This is a genomic window from Streptomyces sp. NPDC091377, from assembly GCF_044757045.1.
Lineage (GTDB): Bacteria > Actinomycetota > Actinomycetes > Streptomycetales > Streptomycetaceae > Streptomyces.
Genome location: NZ_JBIVUE010000006.1, coordinates 194,498 through 212,250 on the forward strand (window position 1 = coordinate 194,498; position 17,753 = coordinate 212,250).

The 17,753-nt window shown below is 70.8% G+C and carries 18 protein-coding genes and 2 pseudogenes; 7 read left to right on the forward strand and 13 right to left on the reverse strand.

All coding sequences use genetic code 11. The annotated features are described in order from the left end of the window. Positions 1 to 67: 67 nt before the first annotated feature. Both ACIQNG_RS15615 and ACIQNG_RS15620 read right to left on the reverse strand, forming a co-directional pair. Positions 68 to 625 carry an NUDIX domain-containing protein gene (locus ACIQNG_RS15615; RefSeq protein ID WP_401485361.1) on the reverse strand — a complete coding sequence of 186 codons (558 nt, stop codon included), beginning with the start codon at positions 623 to 625 and terminating at the stop codon, positions 68 to 70. After that, the gene (locus tag ACIQNG_RS15620) at positions 622 to 1,695 is read right to left on the reverse strand and encodes an NAD-dependent epimerase/dehydratase family protein (RefSeq protein ID WP_401428579.1); all 1,074 of its coding nucleotides are present in this window, start codon (positions 1,693 to 1,695) and stop codon (positions 622 to 624) included. Before ACIQNG_RS15620 ends, ACIQNG_RS15615 begins: the two co-directional genes overlap by 4 nt. A gap of 287 nt (positions 1,696 to 1,982) precedes the next feature. On the opposite strand from ACIQNG_RS15620, the gene ACIQNG_RS15625 reads away from it, so the two are divergent. Further along, positions 1,983 to 3,665: an NAD-dependent epimerase/dehydratase family protein gene (locus ACIQNG_RS15625; protein ID WP_401485362.1), complete on the forward strand. Its 1,683-nt coding sequence runs from the start codon at positions 1,983 to 1,985 to the stop codon at positions 3,663 to 3,665. An 8-nt stretch (positions 3,666 to 3,673) separates the two neighbouring features. Here the strand turns inward: ACIQNG_RS15625 and ACIQNG_RS15630 are convergent, their stop codons facing one another. Next, positions 3,674 to 4,078 (reverse strand): hypothetical protein, encoded by a 405-nt coding sequence (locus ACIQNG_RS15630; RefSeq protein ID WP_401428584.1) that lies wholly within the window; start codon positions 4,076 to 4,078, stop codon positions 3,674 to 3,676. Positions 4,079 to 4,291: 213 nt separating this feature from the next. Here ACIQNG_RS15630 and ACIQNG_RS15635 point away from each other — a divergent pair, with 213 nt between their 5' ends. Beyond that, on the forward strand, positions 4,292 to 4,801 hold the full coding sequence (locus ACIQNG_RS15635; protein ID WP_401485364.1) for a DUF5994 family protein: 510 nt from the start codon (positions 4,292 to 4,294) through the stop codon (positions 4,799 to 4,801). A gap of 120 nt (positions 4,802 to 4,921) precedes the next feature. Here the strand turns inward: ACIQNG_RS15635 and ACIQNG_RS15640 are convergent, their stop codons facing one another. From ACIQNG_RS15640 to ACIQNG_RS15650, 3 genes are all read right to left on the reverse strand, one after another. Beyond that, positions 4,922 to 5,740 carry an SAM-dependent methyltransferase gene (locus tag ACIQNG_RS15640; protein WP_401428589.1) on the reverse strand — a complete coding sequence of 273 codons (819 nt, stop codon included), beginning with the start codon at positions 5,738 to 5,740 and terminating at the stop codon, positions 4,922 to 4,924. Between the two features lie 181 nt (positions 5,741 to 5,921). Further along, on the reverse strand, positions 5,922 to 6,365 hold the full coding sequence (locus ACIQNG_RS15645) for a hypothetical protein (RefSeq protein WP_401485366.1): 444 nt from the start codon (positions 6,363 to 6,365) through the stop codon (positions 5,922 to 5,924). Next, positions 6,359 to 6,952: a TIGR03086 family metal-binding protein gene (locus ACIQNG_RS15650; RefSeq protein ID WP_401428593.1), complete on the reverse strand. Its 594-nt coding sequence runs from the start codon at positions 6,950 to 6,952 to the stop codon at positions 6,359 to 6,361. The genes ACIQNG_RS15645 and ACIQNG_RS15650 overlap by 7 nt, the downstream gene beginning before the upstream one ends. A gap of 214 nt (positions 6,953 to 7,166) precedes the next feature. On the opposite strand from ACIQNG_RS15650, the gene ACIQNG_RS15655 reads away from it, so the two are divergent. After that, positions 7,167 to 8,621: a PLP-dependent aminotransferase family protein gene (locus ACIQNG_RS15655; protein WP_401485368.1), complete on the forward strand. Its 1,455-nt coding sequence runs from the start codon at positions 7,167 to 7,169 to the stop codon at positions 8,619 to 8,621. Positions 8,622 to 8,673: 52 nt separating this feature from the next. Here ACIQNG_RS15655 and ACIQNG_RS15660 read toward each other — a convergent pair whose 3' ends face one another. After that, positions 8,674 to 9,786, reverse strand: a complete 1,113-nt coding sequence (locus ACIQNG_RS15660) for a CU044_5270 family protein (RefSeq protein WP_401485370.1) — start codon at positions 9,784 to 9,786, stop codon at positions 8,674 to 8,676. Next, entirely contained in the window at positions 9,783 to 10,529 is a 747-nt protein-coding gene (locus ACIQNG_RS15665) for an RNA polymerase sigma factor (RefSeq protein ID WP_401485372.1), read from the reverse strand. The genes ACIQNG_RS15660 and ACIQNG_RS15665 overlap by 4 nt, the downstream gene beginning before the upstream one ends. A 217-nt stretch (positions 10,530 to 10,746) precedes the next feature. Here ACIQNG_RS15665 and ACIQNG_RS15670 point away from each other — a divergent pair, with 217 nt between their 5' ends. The 4 genes from ACIQNG_RS15670 (at position 10,747) to ACIQNG_RS15685 (ending at position 13,994) form a co-directional block, all read left to right on the forward strand. Further along, complete coding sequence (locus ACIQNG_RS15670; RefSeq protein ID WP_401485374.1) at positions 10,747 to 11,364, forward strand: nuclease-related domain-containing protein; 618 nt, start codon at positions 10,747 to 10,749, stop codon at positions 11,362 to 11,364. Positions 11,365 to 11,728: 364 nt separating this feature from the next. Beyond that, the gene (locus ACIQNG_RS15675) at positions 11,729 to 12,958 is read left to right on the forward strand and encodes a multiprotein-bridging factor 1 family protein (protein ID WP_401485375.1); all 1,230 of its coding nucleotides are present in this window, start codon (positions 11,729 to 11,731) and stop codon (positions 12,956 to 12,958) included. 101 nt (positions 12,959 to 13,059) lie between these two features. Further along, positions 13,060 to 13,293: a hypothetical protein gene (locus ACIQNG_RS15680; protein ID WP_401485377.1), complete on the forward strand. Its 234-nt coding sequence runs from the start codon at positions 13,060 to 13,062 to the stop codon at positions 13,291 to 13,293. Continuing rightward, positions 13,290 to 13,994, forward strand: coding sequence for a DUF6415 family natural product biosynthesis protein (locus ACIQNG_RS15685; protein WP_401485380.1), 705 nt, complete (start codon positions 13,290 to 13,292; stop codon positions 13,992 to 13,994). The genes ACIQNG_RS15680 and ACIQNG_RS15685 overlap by 4 nt, the downstream gene beginning before the upstream one ends. A gap of 237 nt (positions 13,995 to 14,231) precedes the next feature. On the opposite strand, the pseudogene ACIQNG_RS15690 reads toward ACIQNG_RS15685, so the two are convergent. The 5 genes and pseudogenes from ACIQNG_RS15690 to ACIQNG_RS15710 form a co-directional block, all read right to left on the reverse strand. After that, positions 14,232 to 14,748, reverse strand: a pseudogene (locus ACIQNG_RS15690) (GNAT family N-acetyltransferase); the annotation flags it as partial. 13 nt (positions 14,749 to 14,761) lie between these two features. Further along, positions 14,762 to 14,976, reverse strand: a pseudogene (locus tag ACIQNG_RS15695) (hypothetical protein); the annotation flags it as partial. 450 nt (positions 14,977 to 15,426) lie between these two features. Continuing rightward, on the reverse strand, positions 15,427 to 16,032 hold the full coding sequence (locus ACIQNG_RS15700; RefSeq protein WP_401485382.1) for a DUF5753 domain-containing protein: 606 nt from the start codon (positions 16,030 to 16,032) through the stop codon (positions 15,427 to 15,429). Positions 16,033 to 16,055: 23 nt separating this feature from the next. Then, positions 16,056 to 16,907 carry a helix-turn-helix domain-containing protein gene (locus ACIQNG_RS15705; protein WP_401485385.1) on the reverse strand — a complete coding sequence of 284 codons (852 nt, stop codon included), beginning with the start codon at positions 16,905 to 16,907 and terminating at the stop codon, positions 16,056 to 16,058. A 19-nt stretch (positions 16,908 to 16,926) separates the two neighbouring features. Beyond that, positions 16,927 to 17,679 carry a DUF6879 family protein gene (locus ACIQNG_RS15710; protein WP_401485387.1) on the reverse strand — a complete coding sequence of 251 codons (753 nt, stop codon included), beginning with the start codon at positions 17,677 to 17,679 and terminating at the stop codon, positions 16,927 to 16,929. Positions 17,680 to 17,753: the final 74 nt, after the last annotated feature.

A 17,753-nucleotide genomic window follows, 5' to 3' on the forward strand; every position in this document is an offset into this window, starting at 1 on the left:
TGGTCCCTCTGGCCCATCTGTCCCACTTGGTCTGTCCGGCCTGTCCGGCCCGTCTGGCTCGTCCCGCTCACTTGGCCTGGAACCTCCCGTCGCCACGAAACGCCTCGTACATCGACAGCACGACCCCGGTCGGCGGGTGCAGGGGCCCCGGCAGATCGGAGAGGGGCCGGAACTGCGCCGCCCGCACCTCGTCCGCGCCGGGGCGCAGCGTCCCGCTCCACCGCCGGGCCACGAAGCACAGCGCGAAGCAGTGGGTGACATCCCCGTTCGGATACGTCAGCGTGTGCACGGCCGGATCGGACAGCGAACCGAAGGCGACCAGGTCCTCCCTGGCCACCCGCAGCCCGGTCTCCTCCGCCACTTCCCGTACGGCCGCGTCGGCGAAGTCCCCGTCCTCCTCGCAGGCGCCCGCGGGCAGCTCCCACACGCCCGTGTCGGCCCGCTGCTGGAACAGCCCCCGCCCGGCCGGGTCGAGCAGCAGCACCTGCGCGCCCGGCACCAGCAGCCGTCTGCTGCCCACCTGCTGCCGAAGCGACCAGAGGTACGACCCGACGTAGCCCATGCGCGCACCGCCCTCTCCGCCGTCCGTGCCGTGACGGACGTCCACGGGAGCGCAGACTGTCACGCGCCGTCCTCCACCAGCCAGCGCGGCATGGCCTCCGGCGTGGCGAGCAGCCACCGCACATATCGGCCCACCCCGTCCGCCACGTCCACGCGGGCCCGCCAGCGCAGCAGTTCCCGGGCCCGTTCCGTGGCGGCGTACCCGCCCAGCGGGTCGCCTTCGGGGCGCGGGGTGACGATCCGGCGGGCGCCGGGGAAGTAGGGGGTGATCAGATCCGCGATCTCCCGGACCGAGGTGGGCACCCCGGTCCCCACGTTCACCGTCCGCTCCGCCATCCGCTCCTCGATGAGCGCGAGTGCGGTCGCCTCGGCCACGTCGTCGACATGGACCATGTCCCGCACCTGGATCCCGCCGCCGTTCAGCCGCATGGGGCGGCCGAGCCGGGCCTGGAGGGAGAGCCACGGCACCATCCAGGAGTGACTGCCCGGCTTCGGGACCTGCGGGTCCCCGTACACGGAGAAGTACCGGACGATCGCGTACTCGGTGCCCGACGACGCCCCGAGCATCAGCCTGGTCTGGTGCTCCGCCCATAACTTGCCGTTGGCGTACACCGACAGCGGGAACAGCGTCTGGTCCTCGTGGAACACATGCGGGCCGGGGGTGCCGGCCGGGCCGTCGCCGTACACGGACGCCGAGGAGACCAGCACCAGGCGCCGGACGCGTGCCTGTGCGACCTGTTCGAGGACGACCTGGGTGCCGTGCACATTGGCGCGGAACGCGATGTCGGGGTGGCGGGTACAGGCGGCGACGTCGGCGTAGGCGGCGGCGTGGACCACGAAGTCGCTGCCGTCGACCAGTTCGGCGACCGTGTCCCGGTCGCACACGTCGCCGACCACCAGCCTGGCCCCGGATCTCGCCACCCCGAACATCTCGTGGGCGGACTCGGGATAGGCGTCCATCCGGTCCAGGACCGTCACCTCGGCACCGGCCCGGCACAGCAGGGAGACCAGCCGGCTGCCGACGAGACCACCACCGCCGGTCACCATGACACGTGCGTCGCGGAGTTTCTCCAGCCGGGCGGAGACGGATTCCCCCGGATCGGTACCGGTCGCGTTGGTTCCGTTCCCTGGCACGTGCGGTCGGGCGGGCATACGTGTCCCTTCGAAGGCGACGGTGAGTGTGGTTCGCGGGATCGGCGGGTCGGCGGGTTCTCGTGCTGTCGGGGCGGTGAGGAGTCGACGTGTCGGGGTGTTGATCAGTGAGGGCGCACGATCAGCAAGCATCCGTGGCGGTCCGGTCCGCCGCTAGGGGGCCAATTCGGCCCTCTTGCAGGGCTGTTGGGCACTCCGTAGTGTCCGGATCCGGCAGGCTCACCGCCCCCCTGTTTCATTCCATAAGGGGCAGAAGGGATGGACGCTCGATGCGTCATCGGCTCAGCGGGGTCGTGATGACCCACCCCAAGCGCCGTCAGGCGGCCGAGGAACTGGCCCTGAAGGCGCCGCCCGGGGCGCTGCGTGTCGTGATGGACCCGGATCCGACGGGGACGCCCTCGGTGCTGCGTACGGCTCTGGCCGCCTGGGACTCCATTGAGGACGGGGCCACGCACCACCTGGTGGTCCAGGACGACATGTCGTTGTCCGAATCGTTCTTCGAGCGGGTCCGTCTCGCGGTCGACGCGATGCCCGACGCGGCGCTGGCCCTGTTCGCCCTGTGGGACTCCCGCAACGGCGCCGCGATCCGCCTCGGTGCCATGGCCGGCGCCCGCTGGGTCGGGGCTGTCAACGAGTACTTCCCCTGTGTCGCCATCGTGCTCCCGCGGGCGGTCGCGGAGGGCTACGTCCGCTACGGCAGGCAGCGGCTGGGGGCCTGGCCCGACGACATCCTCATGCACCGCTTCCTCCGGGAGAACGCGGTGCCCCGCTACGTCTCCGTCCCCAGCCTCGCCGAGCACCAGGACCGCGGCTCGATCTCGGGCAACGCCTTCCGGGGGCCGCGGCGGGCGGTCTGCTTCCTGCCCGGCGACCGCCCCGGTGACGAGGGGAACCGGCTGACGGGCCTGAGCGTGCTCCCCTTCTACAAGCGCGGGGTGGCCCGCTGCGCGGTCAGGGTCCAGGAGCCGGGCCCCGAACACTGGCTGCACCTGGACTGCGACCAGTACCTACGAGGGCTGGGTCTGCCGCCCTCGCTGCTCGTGCCGCCGGCCGGCCCCGAGCGGGACGCGCCGGACGTGCGGGCGACCTGGCTCACCGCCCTCGCCCTGGGACACGAGGCCGCCCGCCTCGGCCTGCCCGACACCGCGCCCGGGGCGGCGGGGCGGACCGAGGTGTACGAGGAGGCGCTCGCGACGATCGGTTCGGGCGGCATCAGCGACACGAGCACCGAGGAACGGATCGCCGAACGCCGCGGGACCCTGGCGGCGCTGGCCCACCGGGCGGTGACCGCGGGCCGGGAGGCGGCCGGGTCCGCACCCGTGCGCCGCCGCCCCCGTGACCGTCCCGCCCCGGCCGTGCACGGCGGACCGGATCCGTTGCGCGAGCACCTGGCCCGGCGCCTGGCCGACCTGACGGGCCCGGAGACCCCGGAGGCGACCGTCGACCTGACGTCCCTGGCCGAGGAGGCCCCCGACGGACCGGCGCTGAGGATCGAGGTGGCCGGCGATCCGGTCCCCTACACCCTGACGCTGGACGAGTTGTACGGTCCCGGGTGCTCCCGCCACAGCCGTATCGGCCGCATGGTGTGGGACGCCCTGCGCAGCCGGCCGGTGACCGTCGTGGGTGACGGCGAGGCGGAGGTGTATCCCGTGTACGTCGACGATCTGGCCGACGCGGTGGCAGCGGTCCTGCGTGTCCGGCCGGCGGCCCGCACCCTGACCGTCGCGGACCGCAAGCCCCTCACGGTCACCGCGCTGGCCCAGGCGGTCCACGCCTCCGTCCGCCCGGTACCGGTCCTGACCGCCCCGCCCCCGACCACCCCGGCCCCCGGCCCCCGCCTCACCGACGCCCCCCGCCCACCCGACTGGAGGCCGGGGACGGCACCGGCGAAGGGCCTGCACGCCTTCGCCCAGTGGCTGGCCTACGAGGGAACGCTGCTCACCACGGAGTGAGCGGACACTCAGAGCTGCTGGGCGAGCCCGACCCCGAGGGCGACGAGGGCCGCCGCGATGAGGACGGCGCCGACGCGGGTGAGAAGGAGGCCGGGGGAGGACCGGCCTTCGGTGCCCACGGCGAGATGCAGGAAGAACCCGCCGGACTGGGCGAGCACCCCGACCAGCAGAAGGATGCCGAACACCCACTCCACGACGGAGGAGAAGTCGGCCCGCGGCAGATAGAGGAAGTAGACCAGGGAGAGGACGAGCAGGACGCCGGCATGGGCGTGACCGGCCCGGAAGAACCGCTCGCGCGTCGGCGTGAGCGCGCCCTGCCGGGTGGTGACGAACCCCAGCAGCGCGTGGCCGCCGAACTCCACCGTCACGAGGGAGAAGACGGCGATGACCGGGAGGAGTTCGGTCGCATTCATGGCGGACCGCCTTCGCGAGAGCGGGGGAAGGACGGCCCGCACGCTACTCCGGCGCCCGCCCGGTACCGGCCGACGACGGGCCGAAGCGGTACGCGTTCATCCGGATGCAGGGCGTGAGGCGGGCGGTGGATCGTCGCCGGGCGCGGGAGGAGTAGCGTGAGAGGAACGAGGCGTGTCCTGTGACCGCCTCGATCCCGAAGGCGGGTGGACCTCATGACCGGCTCCGAAACACCCCCTGACGCCCGGCATCTGCCCACCGGTGTCCACCACGCCGTACGGCCCGGATCCGCCCTGCTCAGGCTGGAGACGACGGAGGCGCGCGAGGGCGTCCTCGACGGCGCGTGGTGGCCGCGGTCGCGGGCCATCGGTGCCGAACTGCCCGCACTGCTGAGGGCCCTCACCCGTCACCTCGGCCCCCTCACCCGCGTCGGTCTGGACACCGCCGCCTGGGAGGGGCTGCCGACGCGCATCGTCGTAGACGACCGGGTGGTGCACATCGACTCGTACCCGGTGGGGGACGACACCATCCTGATCACCCGCGGTGACCAGGACATCTACTCACTGCTGGTGGTCCCCCCGGACACCGCGCCCGAGGCCGCGCACGCCGCGATGGCCCAGGCGGTACGGGCCGACAACGTGACTCAGGCCGACCAGATCCTCATCGACACGGGAAGCGCGCGGACACCGCTGGACCAGCGGACTTGGACCAGCGGACTGGACTAGCGGACTTGGACCAGCGGAATGGACTAGCGGCCCTGGCACATGGCCCTGACACACGCACCTCGCACGTGGGCCTCGCACGTGGACTTCATACGTGGACCTCACCCCTGCCGCACCCGGACCTCACGCCTTGCGGCCCACCCCGCCGAACATGGCCACCTCGGCGGCCGGGTCGCTCGGGCTGCCCTCGGGCCGCCAGCGATTGCAGGAGACCACGCCCGGATCGAGAAGCTCCAGCCCGTCGAAGAACCCGGCGACGGCGGCCGGGGTGCGCTGGGTCAGCTTCGGCGTGCCGTTCTCGTTCCAGAAGGCCACCGCGGAGTCGACGTCGGGCATGTCGGCGCGGGTGATGGTGTGGGAGAGGACGAGGTGACTGCCCGAGGGAAGGGCGTCCATGAGCCGCCGCACGGTGCCGTAGGCGGCCTCGTCGTCCTTGATGAAGATGACGACGCCGAGCAGTATCAGCGCCACCGGCTCACTGAGGTCCAGGGTCTGCGCCGCCTGTTCCAGGATCGCGTCGACGTTCCGCAGATCCTCGTCGAGGTAGGCCGTGCGCCCCTCCGGCGTACTGGTCAGCAGGGCCTTGGCGTGGGCCAGCACGATGGGGTCGTTGTCGACATAGACCACCCGGGACTCCGGCGCGATGCGCTGCGCCACCTCGTGCGTGTTGTCGGCGGTGGGCAGGCCGGTGCCGATGTCGAGGAACTGCCGTGTCCCGCACTCCCCGGCGAGGTACCGCACGGCTCGCCCGAGGAACAGCCGGTCGGCGCGGGCGTAGTCACCGATCCCGGGGTGCAGCGTACGGATCTGGTCCCCGGCCGCCTGGTCGACCGCGTAGTTGTCCTTGCCGCCGAGCCAGTAGTTCCAGATCCGGGCCGTGTGCGGCTGGTCGGTCTTGATGCGCTTGCGTGCCTCGATCGAAGCAGCGGGAATCTCGGTCACGCGATGTCCTCCGAATCGGGACGGCCGACGTTCAAGGAGCAACCTATCGGGCGGAGTTGACGCCCGCGACACAGCGGTTGCCCGCGGGGCCGTCTTTTCGCGGCCTGATGGCCTTTCGGCGGTCTCCCGGCGGTCTCCCGGCGCTCTTTTGGCGGTCTCCCGGCGGTCTTGCGGCGGCGGCTCAGCGCCCGCCCGACCTCAGCCAAGCCTCCGCGTCCCTGCGGATATGCGCCGCGTCGACGTTCTCGTACTCCAGGATCACCGATCTGATCGTGCCCCGCCCGCGGTACTCGTCCATGATCACGACATGTTCCGGCAGTCGTACGAACTCGGCCAGGCCCCGCCGCCCGGTCCACACGGAGACCGCACCGCAGCGCCGGGCCGAGGGCACGGCCCACAGCCACATGCCGACCGCCTGGTCCAGCTCCGGCCACCGGCGCCGGAGCCGCAGGCCACGACGCGCGATGCCGGGCAGGGCCCGGTAGGTGTCGCTGGTGAAGTCGGTGACGCTGACGAGCAGCGGGCCGTTCAGCCGACCGGGCACCCCGTCGCGGACGCCGCCCGGTGCGGCGAGGTCACCGAGGAGGGCCCCGGCGGGTCCCGGACGCCAGCCGCTCCTCAGCATGGCGCCGGAGTCCAGGACGGGTCGCGGCCCAGCAGGGCGAGCAACCGCTCCTTCGGCGCGGCGCCGTCGGGGACGGCGACGGCGCGGCGGAACGCGGCACCGGCCCCGCGGCCCTCGTCCGGGACCCGGGCGGCGATGCGCAGCGCGACGCCGGTGAGTTCGTCGGTGGGCTCCCACGGAACGCCGATCGTGACCGCGACGTCCCACGCGTGCGCCACATGGTCGAGCAGGTGGAAGCCGATCGCTGTCCGTCCGGCGACGGTGAACCCCGCACCCAGTTCCGGCAGCGCGAACCGCCGCTCCAGCACCCCGTCCTCGGCGAACGCCGCGGTGACCTGCGCGGCCGACGCCTCGAACGCCGCGGTCGGGTCGGCACCGAGGTCGCCGTCCTGCCAGACGGCCCAGGACTCACCCGCGCCCCGGGCGGAGGCGGCGAACCCCGTGTTCTGGCTGACCAGATGGCGGAGCAGACCGTACAGGGTCCAGTCCGCGCACGGGGTCGCCAGCCTCAGGTGATCGGGTTTCACCCGGGAGACCGCCTCCCCCGTCAGAGACAGCGCCTGGCGGTCCAGTCGTCGTATGTCCATGGCCGGAGCGTAAGATCACCGAGTGGATCAGCTCCAGATCCAATGAGTGCTCGATCGATTGAGCCAATCACCGCACCGAGGGCCGAGGGCCGAGGGCCGAAGACGGAAGCCGAAGACGGAAGCCGAAGACGGAAGCAGGCGAGCCGGACCGGACCGGACACCGGGGACGCACCGCCGCCCGCCCGGGACCGGAAAACCGCGACGGGGAGCCGAGATGGATGTGCACGTCACGCTCGAAGGACGGCGCGACCTGTCGGGCCAGATCTACCGCCGGCTGCGCACCGCGATCCACGACGGGCTGCTGCGCCCCGGCGATCCGCTGCCCCCGGCCCGGGTGCTCGCCCGCCGCCTGGAGGTGGCGCGCAACACCGTCGGGGTCGCGTACGACCGGCTCGTGGCCGAGGGGTACGCGGCCGGCAAGGTCGGCTCCGGAACCTACGTATGCGCGACGGGCCTGCCCACCCCCGTGCGGCAGCCCGCACCTCCGCAGACCACGGTCTCGCCCCTGCGCCCCCGAGCCCTCTGGGAGAGCCTGTCCCCCTGGACGGTTCCCCGGGCCACGGGACCGACCGGAGTGACCCACGACTTCCGTACGGGCCTGCCGGACGCCCGCCTCTTCCCCTACGACGCCTGGCGCCCCCTGATCGCCCGGGAACTGCGCCCCTCGGCGGCCGGAGCGGTGGGATACGGCGATCCGGCCGGCCACGCCGGGCTGCGAGCCGCCCTCGCCCGGCACATCCGGCTCTCCCGGGGCGTGCGGACCGGCCCGGAGGACGTACTGGTGACCACCGGTACGCAACAGGCCCTGGACCTCGTCGGGCGGGTGCTGCTCGGACCGGGCGACCGGGTGGCCGTCGAGGACCCCGGCTATCCACCGGCCCGGCTGCCGTTCCAGGCGCAGGGCGCCGACGTCGTGGGCGTACCCGTGGACGCCGAGGGTCTGATCGTGGACGCCATCCCGCCGGACACCAGAGCGGTCTACGTCACCCCCGCCCACCAGTTCCCCCTCGGTATGCCCATGTCCCTGCGGCGCAGGACGGCGCTGCTGCGGTGGGCGCGGCGGCACGGCGCCGCGGTGATCGAGGACGACTACGACAGCGAGTTCCGGTACGGCGGGCGCCCGGTCGAGACGCTCCAGAGCCTCGACCGGGACGGACATGTCATCTATGTGGGGTCGTTCTCCAAAGTGATGCTGCCCTCCCTGCGCGTCGGCTTCCTGGTGGCACCGGCCCCGCTGCGCACCGCGTTGCGCACCGCCAAGTACAGCGCCGACTGGCACACCACGGTCCCCACCCAGGCGGCGCTCGCCCGGTTCGTCGACGACGGGTTGCTGGCCCGGCACATCCGCCGGATGCAACAGACGTACGCCGACCGCCACCGGATCCTCACCCGCGCGCTCACCCACCAGCACGCGGACCTGGCCGAGTTGGTGCCGTCCGCCGCGGGTCTGCACGTGACCACCTTCACCCGGGGCCACCTCGCCGACCCCGCCGCCCTCGCGGCCCGGGCCACGCGGGTGCGGGCGGCCGGTGTGGCGGTCCACACCCTGGCGGAGGTCGCCGCCGACCACTCCACCCGCCCGGGCCTCGTCTTCGGCTACGGCTCGATCGACACCGGGACGATCGAACAGGGCCTGAGGCAGGTACTGGACCCACCCGAGGCGGACTGAACGGCCCCGGGCCTTCTGGCCCCCGTGCCCCCCCCGGGCGTCGAGGGTCGGGCTAGGAGGACGAGGACAAGGACGAGGACGAGGACGGGACCTGCTTCATCCCGTCGACGACGGCGCGGGTCATGATGGCGCTGGTGTAGTTGACGGTGCCGGGCTTGATGACGACCCCGTCCTCCTTGACCTCCTTGACCTGGACGTCCCGTTCGCCGAGGAAGACATGGGTCTTCTTGTCGAAGATCCACTCCTCGCGGGAGCCACTGGTCTCGTCCAGGCGGGCCACGGCGATACCGGACCGGCCGGCGGCGTCGACGGCGTCGTTGACGACGACGACCCCGGGGATCTTCGCGGCGGTCTTGAACAGCGCCGAGTACAGCTCGGCGGGCGGGTAGCTCTCGCCGAGGAGGTCCCCGATGGTGCTGAAGGCTTGCTGGTCGGGGGAGTTGCCCTGGCCCTCGGTCTCCTTGTAGATCTTCGCGAGCAGCTCGTCCGGGTCGGTGGTGAGCTGGGTGAGGTAGTCGTACGACGGTCCGTTCAGGCTGGCCACGGGGGTGTTGCCCTGCTCGTCGGGCAGGCTCAGGGTCTCGCCCTCGGGTCCCTCGTTGACGGTGGGGTCGATGAGCCAGCCCTTGGTGCCGTCGGCGGACTTCCAGATCTGCCGGTCGTACAGGGAGTGGCTGGCGAGGCTGCTCTTGCCGTCGACGGTCTTCACGAAGGTGTCGGCGAACTTGGACTTGATGTAGACGAACTGGCCGGGCCCGACCTTCGGATGGGCGGTATCGGAACCGGCGGCGAGCGAGATCCGGTCGAGGAGCTGGGGCAGCCCGTCGGAGCTGGCGGAGCCGAGTTCGGTGGTGAGGGCGGGCCCGGTGGCGAGACCGTCGCCGCCACCGTCGCCGTCGAGGACGGAGGCGGCCACGACGACTCCGGCGACGGCCGCGGCCAGTGCGGGCAGCGCGATCACCGGACGCAGCAGCCGCTTGGTCCTCCTGGCCGGGGCGGGGGTCGCCGTACGGGCTTCGTTCTGCTGCAGGTCGTGGATCTGGGCCATCAGACGCTCCTTGTGGAACTGGTGACGGCCCGGCGGCAGGTCGCGCGCTGTACGGGACATGAGCTGGGCGCTCTCGTCGGTGTCGGCCGGATGCCGGCGGGACGGGTTCGCGTTCATCGGTTTCCTTCCTGTGCGGGCCGGACCACGTGTTCGTGATCGCCTCTTGTCTGTTTGAGGGGGAGAACGAATTCCCGTTTCCTTCGCCTTTTCTTCTCCGCCGTCCCGCGCCCGGGACGCGCCGCCTGGGTCACTTGAGGTGCTTGGGTCACCTGAGGTGCTTGGGCCGCCGGGCGGGGTGCGGCGCCCGGTGGTCGGGCGAGTTCGGCCTCCGCCAGGGCGCGCAGCTTGCGACGGGCCCGGGACAGCCGGGAGGCGACGGTACCGACGGGAATGCCGAGCGCCTCGGCCGCGGCCTGGTAGTCCAGCCCCTCACCCAGGCAGAGCGCGATGACCTCCCGCTCGGGGCGGCGCAGCGCGGCCAGCGAGGTGAGAACGGTCGCCAGCCGCCGCCGGTCGTCGATCCGCCCGGCGACCTCGTCGGCATGGTCCGGCATCGCCGACTCGGCGGCAGCGGCGGCGTTGGCGGCGGCCCGGTAACGGCGGTTGGACCGGAACTGGTTGCGGGCGGTGTTGGTCGCGATCCCCAGCAGCCAGGGCCGTAGCGACCCTCCTTCCGGATCCACCCGGTCGCGCAGCTTCCACGCCTCCAGGAAGGTGGCGGCCATGACGTCCTCGGCGGTCGACCAGTCGGCGGTCAGCCGGTAGGCGTGGTTGTACACCGCACGCGCATAGCTGTCGAACAGCTCCGCGTACGCGCTCGAATCCCCGGCTCTGATCCGGGTGCGCAGTTCAGTGCTCACCTGAGACAGCTGTCCGACCCCCCGCCCGCCTTCCCGTGACCTGCGCCACACCCCGCACCCCGCAGGGCCTTCCCCTGCCCTGCCCTGCTGCGCAGCGCGAGGTGTTGGGCGGGCAGGTCTCGAACCTGCGACGACGGTTCCTGACCGATACGCGCCTTGGCAGCGATCATCCTCCGTGATGATCTGGCGGCGAAGCACTGACCGGAGGGGGCAGGGTGTGCAGCCGCTGGGAGACGACTTGGCGCAGAACCGGCCGGGTGACGCGGTGCGGAGGAAGATCGAGGAGTTGCAGCCGAATCCGTTGCTGCGGCTGGTGGGCCGTTGGATGCCCGGCTCGGAGATCCGCAGTTGGTCGGACGGGTTGGTCGGGGAGCGCGTCACGGGCAGGAGAATCAACAGGCTCAGGTGGCGCGGCTGGTACGTGCTGCACGCCGTGCAATGGTCGACCGGGGCGGACATAGATCACCTGGCCATCGGTCCGGCGGGGGTCTTCGCCATCAACTCGAAGCGCCATCGGGGCAAGACGGTCTGGTACGGGGATGCCGCCATCACGGTCAATCGGGCGCCGACCCGGCACATCGCCACCAGCAGGTCCGAGGCCCGCCGCATATCCCGGGCCCTGTCCCGTCGCTGTGGGAGCGACGTTCCCGTCCGCCCCGTGATCTCGGTGGTGGACGCGGCGAAGCTGACGGTCAAGAACGCGAACCCGCCAGTGCTCGTGCTCGGCGTCGACCAGGTGGCCCGCGTTCTCTCGGGCCTCGCACCGACGCTCACCCCTCAGCAGGTGGCCCACATCTACCAGGCGGCACGGTCCGCCCGGACCTGGACGGCATGACCCTGAGTCCCGCCTGGCCGACCGTCAGCGCCGATAGCAAGGCGGCCCCGTGGGGAGAACCCGGCTGATGAATCCGGCCCGGCAGAGCCACCCGTACGCCCCGAGCACGTCGTCCGGAATACCACGCCGGAACAGCCCCACTGCGGTGCCGGCCACTCCCCGGGCCATGGCTGCCGAGCCCGACGGCGACGAAGCAGCCGCAGCGGTCACTCCGACGCCCGACAGAGCCGGCTCGCGTCAGGCCGTCACCCGATAGCGGCGAGAGCCCGTGGCGGACTCCGGCCCGCGCGGGCATTCGTTGCGCCCCGCAGTTGACGGCCGCCGTACCCTGGCGATACCGGCACCGGCACCCGAGGGAGCACGCGTGGACCTGTCAGCAGACCTCAGCACGGGCGAACGGATCAAGGTGCTACGCGAGTCTCGCGGTCTGTCGCGGGCCGTCCTTGCGCAGCTCTGCAACCGCGGCCCCGACTGGCTCAAGAAGATCGAGTCCGGTGAACGCGACCTCACGAATCACGGGTTGCTGCTCCGTCTGGCTGCCGCTCTCCAGATTCACGATCTCTCTGTCATCACCGGCCACGACGACGGGCCGGCCGCGACCGTGCCGCTCGGACGGCTGAACCATCCCGGCATGCCCGGCATCTGGAGCGCCGTGATGCAGCGCACCATGGTGCCGAGGTCGGCCAGTGCCTTCGATCCGTCGATCATTCAGGGGCGCGTGGACCAGAGTTGGAACCTGTGGCACACCTCGCAGCACAACCGGACCGAGGTCAGTGCGCTTCTGCCGGACCTGATCCGGGACGCCGAAGCAGCTGTCCGTGCCCTCGACGGCGCTGGCCGCCGGGCCGCCCTGGTCGCGCTCTCCGACGTCTATCGTCTCACCGGCCAGGCAACGGCCTATGTAGCGCCCGCCGAACTCGCATGGGTGGTCGCCGACCGTGCGCTGTCCGCCGCGCAGGACGCCGACCAGCCTGCCGCTATCGCCGCCGCGGCCTGGAACATGGGGAACATCCTGCGGGAGACCTCGTACCCGGAGGAGGCCCTGCGCGTCGTCAACGAGGCAGCCGACCTGCTCCGCCCCCACCTTGACGGTTCGCCAGACGACTGGCGCGGCATCTACGGCGCTCTCCAACTGCACGCCGCGGTGACTGCCGCCCGAGAGGGCCGCGAGGGTGACGCCTGGCGTTACTGGGGCAAGGGCGACCAGGTCGCGAAGTCGCTGCCCGCCAACTACGTCCACCCCAGCACCGTGTTCGGCCGCGCGAACGTGGACTTCCACGAGATTTCCGTGGCCACCGACCTGTGGAAGTCGGCCAAGGCGCTGGGCCTGGCGGACGACATCGATCCCGACATCATGCCCTCGGTGGAGCGGCGGGCCCGGCTGTGGGTGGAGGTTGCCCGTGGCCACCTTCAGCGCGGCGAGCGCACGGCCGCGCTGAAGATCATGCAGATGGCGCAGGAGATCGGGGCCGAGACCGTGAGCTACACGCCGTCTGCCCGACACGTCACCGCCGAGTTGTGGCGCACTGCCCCGCGTGCGATGCGCAAGGAGGCGGGCGAACTGGCGGAGAAGGTAGGCGTGTCCACCGGCTGACCGGGACAGCCTGGGACAGGGGGACAATCTGTCCCCCTTCCTCCTTGTTCTCGACCCTACGGTTACGGCTCGCACTCAGCCGCCTACCGAACGGGGTCACTGTGTCGCTGTTACCTCTCCATGCCTCCCTGGTCCGCGAGGAGTCGCTGACCGCTGACCGGGTCACCGGCGAGGTCCGGGTCCCCGTCGCTCTCTACGAGATCGATGAGCACCGAGGCTTCGTGTCCCTGGTCTGCTCCCGCACCGAGGCGCGAACCCTGTTCACGCAGCTCGCCGAGGCCCTGGGACTGGTGCACGGAATCGCTCTCCGCGCCGGGCTGGAGGCTGTCCGATGAGCCGGGTGATCAAAACCGACGTCGTTCGGAGCACGCAGACCCGGGTAGCCGACCTGCTGGGCCTGCCTCCCCTGGACACGCTCACGGACGACCAGGCACGCGGTGCCACCTGCGTCTGGGATGCCAGCGAGACGCGCCCTCTCACCGCCGAGTCCGCCGTCGACCTCGGCGAGCGGGTCACCGGCGTCCACTGGTTCCCCCGCGCCTGCCGCACCCACACCGGGGACCGCGCGCACCGGGCACTGCTGGACCACGTCCCCGCCTGCGACGAATGCACGGAGCGGAAGGCCATGTGCGACATCGGCCGCGCCCTCTACCGACTCGCCACACGTCGAGCCGTGAACGGCCCGCTCGACCTCGACGCGATGCGGGACGCCGCCCGACGGATCCTCGGTGGGCAGATGGGCATGGTCACCGACGACGAGCTGGAGCTGATCACCAGCCGCCTGCGAGGGCACCTCATGCTCGCCGTCCCCGCCGTCCAGGAGGCGACGACCAAGCACCCCGAGGACGACATCCCCAGCGCCTGCGCCCTCGTCGGCGTCCAGGACGCACGGCTGCGACTCGACAAAGAACCCGCCGCGACCCGGACCGCGGGCGTCGCGCACGTACAGCTTCTCGCCCGCTCGGTGATGGCCCTGTGCGACCACTACGAGTCCCTGACCGGCCAGGTGACGGAACGTGAACTGCGCTCGGTGTGACCGGCCGCTGATCCCGGTAATCGCCGAGGTGATCATGAATCCGGGGGCGAGCGGGCCCGGCGCCGACATCCACATGTGTCGCGAGCTGTGCTCAAGAATCCCCCGACAGACGGCCCCCGCACCCAGCCCTGCCAGGACCCCGCACAGCCCGCCCCCGGGCACATGAGCCGCCGTCCGTCCCTCGCGGGTCGGTGAGGGACGGACGGTTCCACGGCGGCCCCGGCCGGTGCCGGTGCCGGTGCGGACCGGCGAGGCCGGAGATGGCTGGCTATGCCTTATGCCGTCGTATCTCCAGGACCTGTGAAGCGCGTGAATCTTTCCGTCGCCAGCGGCCGGGTTGCCCATGAGGCGGCACGTACGGGCTCATCGCGGGCGGCAAGGAGAGCTCGTGGACGCGGTGGGCAGTGTCGGTCCTGCGCCAGGAGGGTCGGACATCGATCTCCTTCAGAGCCAAGGCAGCGCTCTGGGTGTGCTTCTCCGCCGGCTCCGGCGTCGTGCGCTGCCAGTAGCGGTCGCCGCGTTCGATGGTGTTGCCGTAGGCGTAGCCGACCGGTTCGTCGTCGGCGTAGGCGAGGACGGCGACGAAGCCCGGTTCGGTGCCGTGGCGGTCCAGGCGTTCGCCGAAGGTGGTGACCGCGTAGTTCGGCAGGTGGAGGAGCGGGGCGCGCACGTCGGCGTAGACGTCGAGGAGGTCGCCCCGGACGGGGCCGGCGGTGGTGAAGGTACGCAGTTCGATCGCGGGGGCCGTGGTCATGCGGTGGTCCTCCGGGTGGCGGGGCGCGCAGGGCGGCACCGAACTCTTGCAGCATGCGTGCTACCCGAGCGTGGTGGGTGGCATCGTCGGCGGGAGCCTTCATCGCGGTGGCTGTGGCCGCGTCTGCGGCGCCCTGTGCAGGTTGGGCGTGGGCACGAGGCGGGTGGTCGGGATGACGCGGGCCCTGACCATGTGAGGTCGGAGCGCGGCCAGACAGTGGTGGGTGTGCCAGGGCCAGGTTCGCGGACAGGACCAGCGAGTCGTACCGAGTCTGACTGCGTGTCAGGCGCTTGGCCGTTGATCAGCCAGCCGGGTCGGCGTTCGGTAAAGTGCAAAATCAGGTTCGGGTGCCGATGAAATCCCAGGTGGGCTCCTGTAGACCCGCACGAGCGGGGGTGATCCCCGCGGCGCCTCCATCGGCCTGCGCCCCGGCAAGTAGGCCCCGCACGAGCGGGGGTGATCCCGTCGAGACGTTCACTCCTCCGCTGATCAGGAGGTAGGCCCCGCACGAGCGGGGGTCACGCCGATGATCGGCGTAGTTGAACCACCTCGCCCCCTGCACAGCCCCGCCATGAGCGGGCCGTGCAGGGGGCGATTCGTCATGTCCTGGGGTGTGTGATTCGCGGTCATAAAACTACACGGATTCCCACACCAGAGCTGACCCGCGGAAACGGTGTGTCAGTGGAGTGCCTCGATGGCCCGCAGGACCAATGCCCGTGCGTCCGCCCCATGTACGGCCATACTCCCCAACCGGTCGAACGCCCTAACGTACAAGGCAATCTCGTCCGGCTGGGTCACTTCAAGCTCGGCTGACACCAGTTCGACGGTCACGATCTTGGCGTCGAAGACATGAAATGTCTCTTCTGTCCAATGTACGCGTTCGCGGGTGGCGGTGGGGATGATGCCGATGGAGACGCCGGGGAGGTCTCCGGCGGCGAGAACGTGGTTCAGCTGCGCCGACATGACGTCGTCGGCAGCCACTCTGCTGTACAGGACCGACTCCTCGACGACGAAGTCGAACTGGTGGCCCGGCTCGTCGATGACACGGGAGCGTTCAACTCGCGCTCGTGCGGCATCGGTGCTCTCACTGGTGGGACGCCCGCGGAAGCTCGCCGCGATCCGTAGCACGGCGACCGCGTACTGCTCGATCTGTAGCAGGCCGGGGACCAGCGTGGAGGAATACACCCGGAACTGCTCCGTTGCCTGGTAGCGCGGCACGGACTTCCGTTGTAACGGGGCAAAGCCGTCGCGGATCTTCTCTGTCCATTGGGTGCGCGTGTTCAAGGCCAATCTTCCCCTCGGTCGTGTCAGCGCGGGTTCAACGACCGCCGCGCCGCATTGATCACGTTCTGTGCGTCCGCCCCGTACACCGCGGACTCGCGCAGGGTGTCCCACACCCGCCCGTACAAGGTCACCGTCTCGGCGTCGTCGAGCCACATCTCGGCGTGCCACATCTCGGTGACAACCTGGCGTTCGCCGTAGATCCAGAAGCCGGTGCCGGGCGGGACCTTGACCGACGCGGTGAGGGGAACGATCCCCAGCTCCACGGTGTCCAAGCCGATGACGCCGGAGAGGCGGTCAAGCTGGACGGCGAGCACGGATGGCGGACAGATGAGGGACTGGAGGACCGGTTCCCAGAGAAGGATCTGGTACTTCCTGCCCCCGCTGTAGAGGAGTTCCTGCCGCTTCATGCGTGCGCGCACCGCCGCTTCGATATCCCGTGGGGACCGGTGGAGTTCGGCGGACCGGGCGAGGACGGCGCGAGCGTAGTCGGGTGTCTGAAGGACGCCGACGACCCACGAAGACTCCCAGGCCCGGAGCACGGCGGAACTTGCCTGGGCCTCGTTGTGCGCGTCCTGGACAGGTCGATGGCCAGAGGCGAGCTGCCGTCGCCAAGAGCGGATATGCGACTCGAAGCCGGCGAGGCGGGCCCGTAGCTCCTCGTATGCCTCGGACTGGCCGCATGCCTCCGCCCACTGCCGCAGGTCGTCGGTCGTGGCGGTCTGCTTGCCCAGCTCCAACTTGGAGATGCGCGAGTTCGGCCAGCCGAGAACGCGGGCAAGTGCTGTACCGGTGAGCTGGCCGTCTGGTGCTGTGAGCCGAAGCTCCCGCAGCCGTAGCCCGAGCGCCTCGCGCGCCTTCTGGTAGTCGGTGCTCACCGGTTCATCCTCGCTTCTGCTACTCCTCGGCGTGAACCAGAGACCTGAACTGCTCGTAGGGGACTGCGTAGTGCCGGGCTACATCGCGCAGTCGGTTGTACTGGTTGACGCGCGCGGGTTCGGTGATCAGCTCGGCCCCGGTGAGGTTGTCGTCATTATCGAAGAGGCACAGGGCGACGATGTGTGAATCGAAGATCCAGAAGTCTTCGTTCGGCAGGTTCACGCGCTGGGCGTCCGTCCGCCACATGTTCTGTACCTCTTCCCCGAGCGCGGCGTTCTTCTCGGCGTGTGCAAGAAGGTAGAGCTGTCCGGTCGTTGGCGGATTGTCGACGATACGAACCCGGCCGACGTAGACGCCGCCCTGGGTCTTCGCGCGGATCATCCGGCTCCACGGCGTCTCCAGATCCCAGACTGGCCGTTCCCCGCGCGCGAACTGGGCGTAGGTGTCCGTGGTCTCGTCAACGGCGTAGCGCTGGCGCATCTCAAGGTGCCAGGCGCTGTGCTGAAAGTTCTCGAAGAGCCGTGCGAACTGTTCCGGGGTGAAGATCCGGGGCTCCGTATCCCTGTCGCGCGGGCCGAAATCGATCAGCGTGTTGCGCGGCACCACGATCGGGATCTCGTCCTCGTCGATGTGCTGGAGCTGGGCGAGGGCTTCGGGATCTGTGAGCCGAGGCCCGTGCACGATGACCTCGTCGCTGTCGAGGTCTTCGTGTACAGCGGGGCAACTGCCTTCGCCGCTGCCCGTGCCGTTGAAGCGCAGCCGCCGAGCCATGAGCAGGTCCTTCCGTCGGGGTCTGATCACCCCAGCATTCCCACGTGGACAGTCTGCGGCTACGTGCTTCTCCC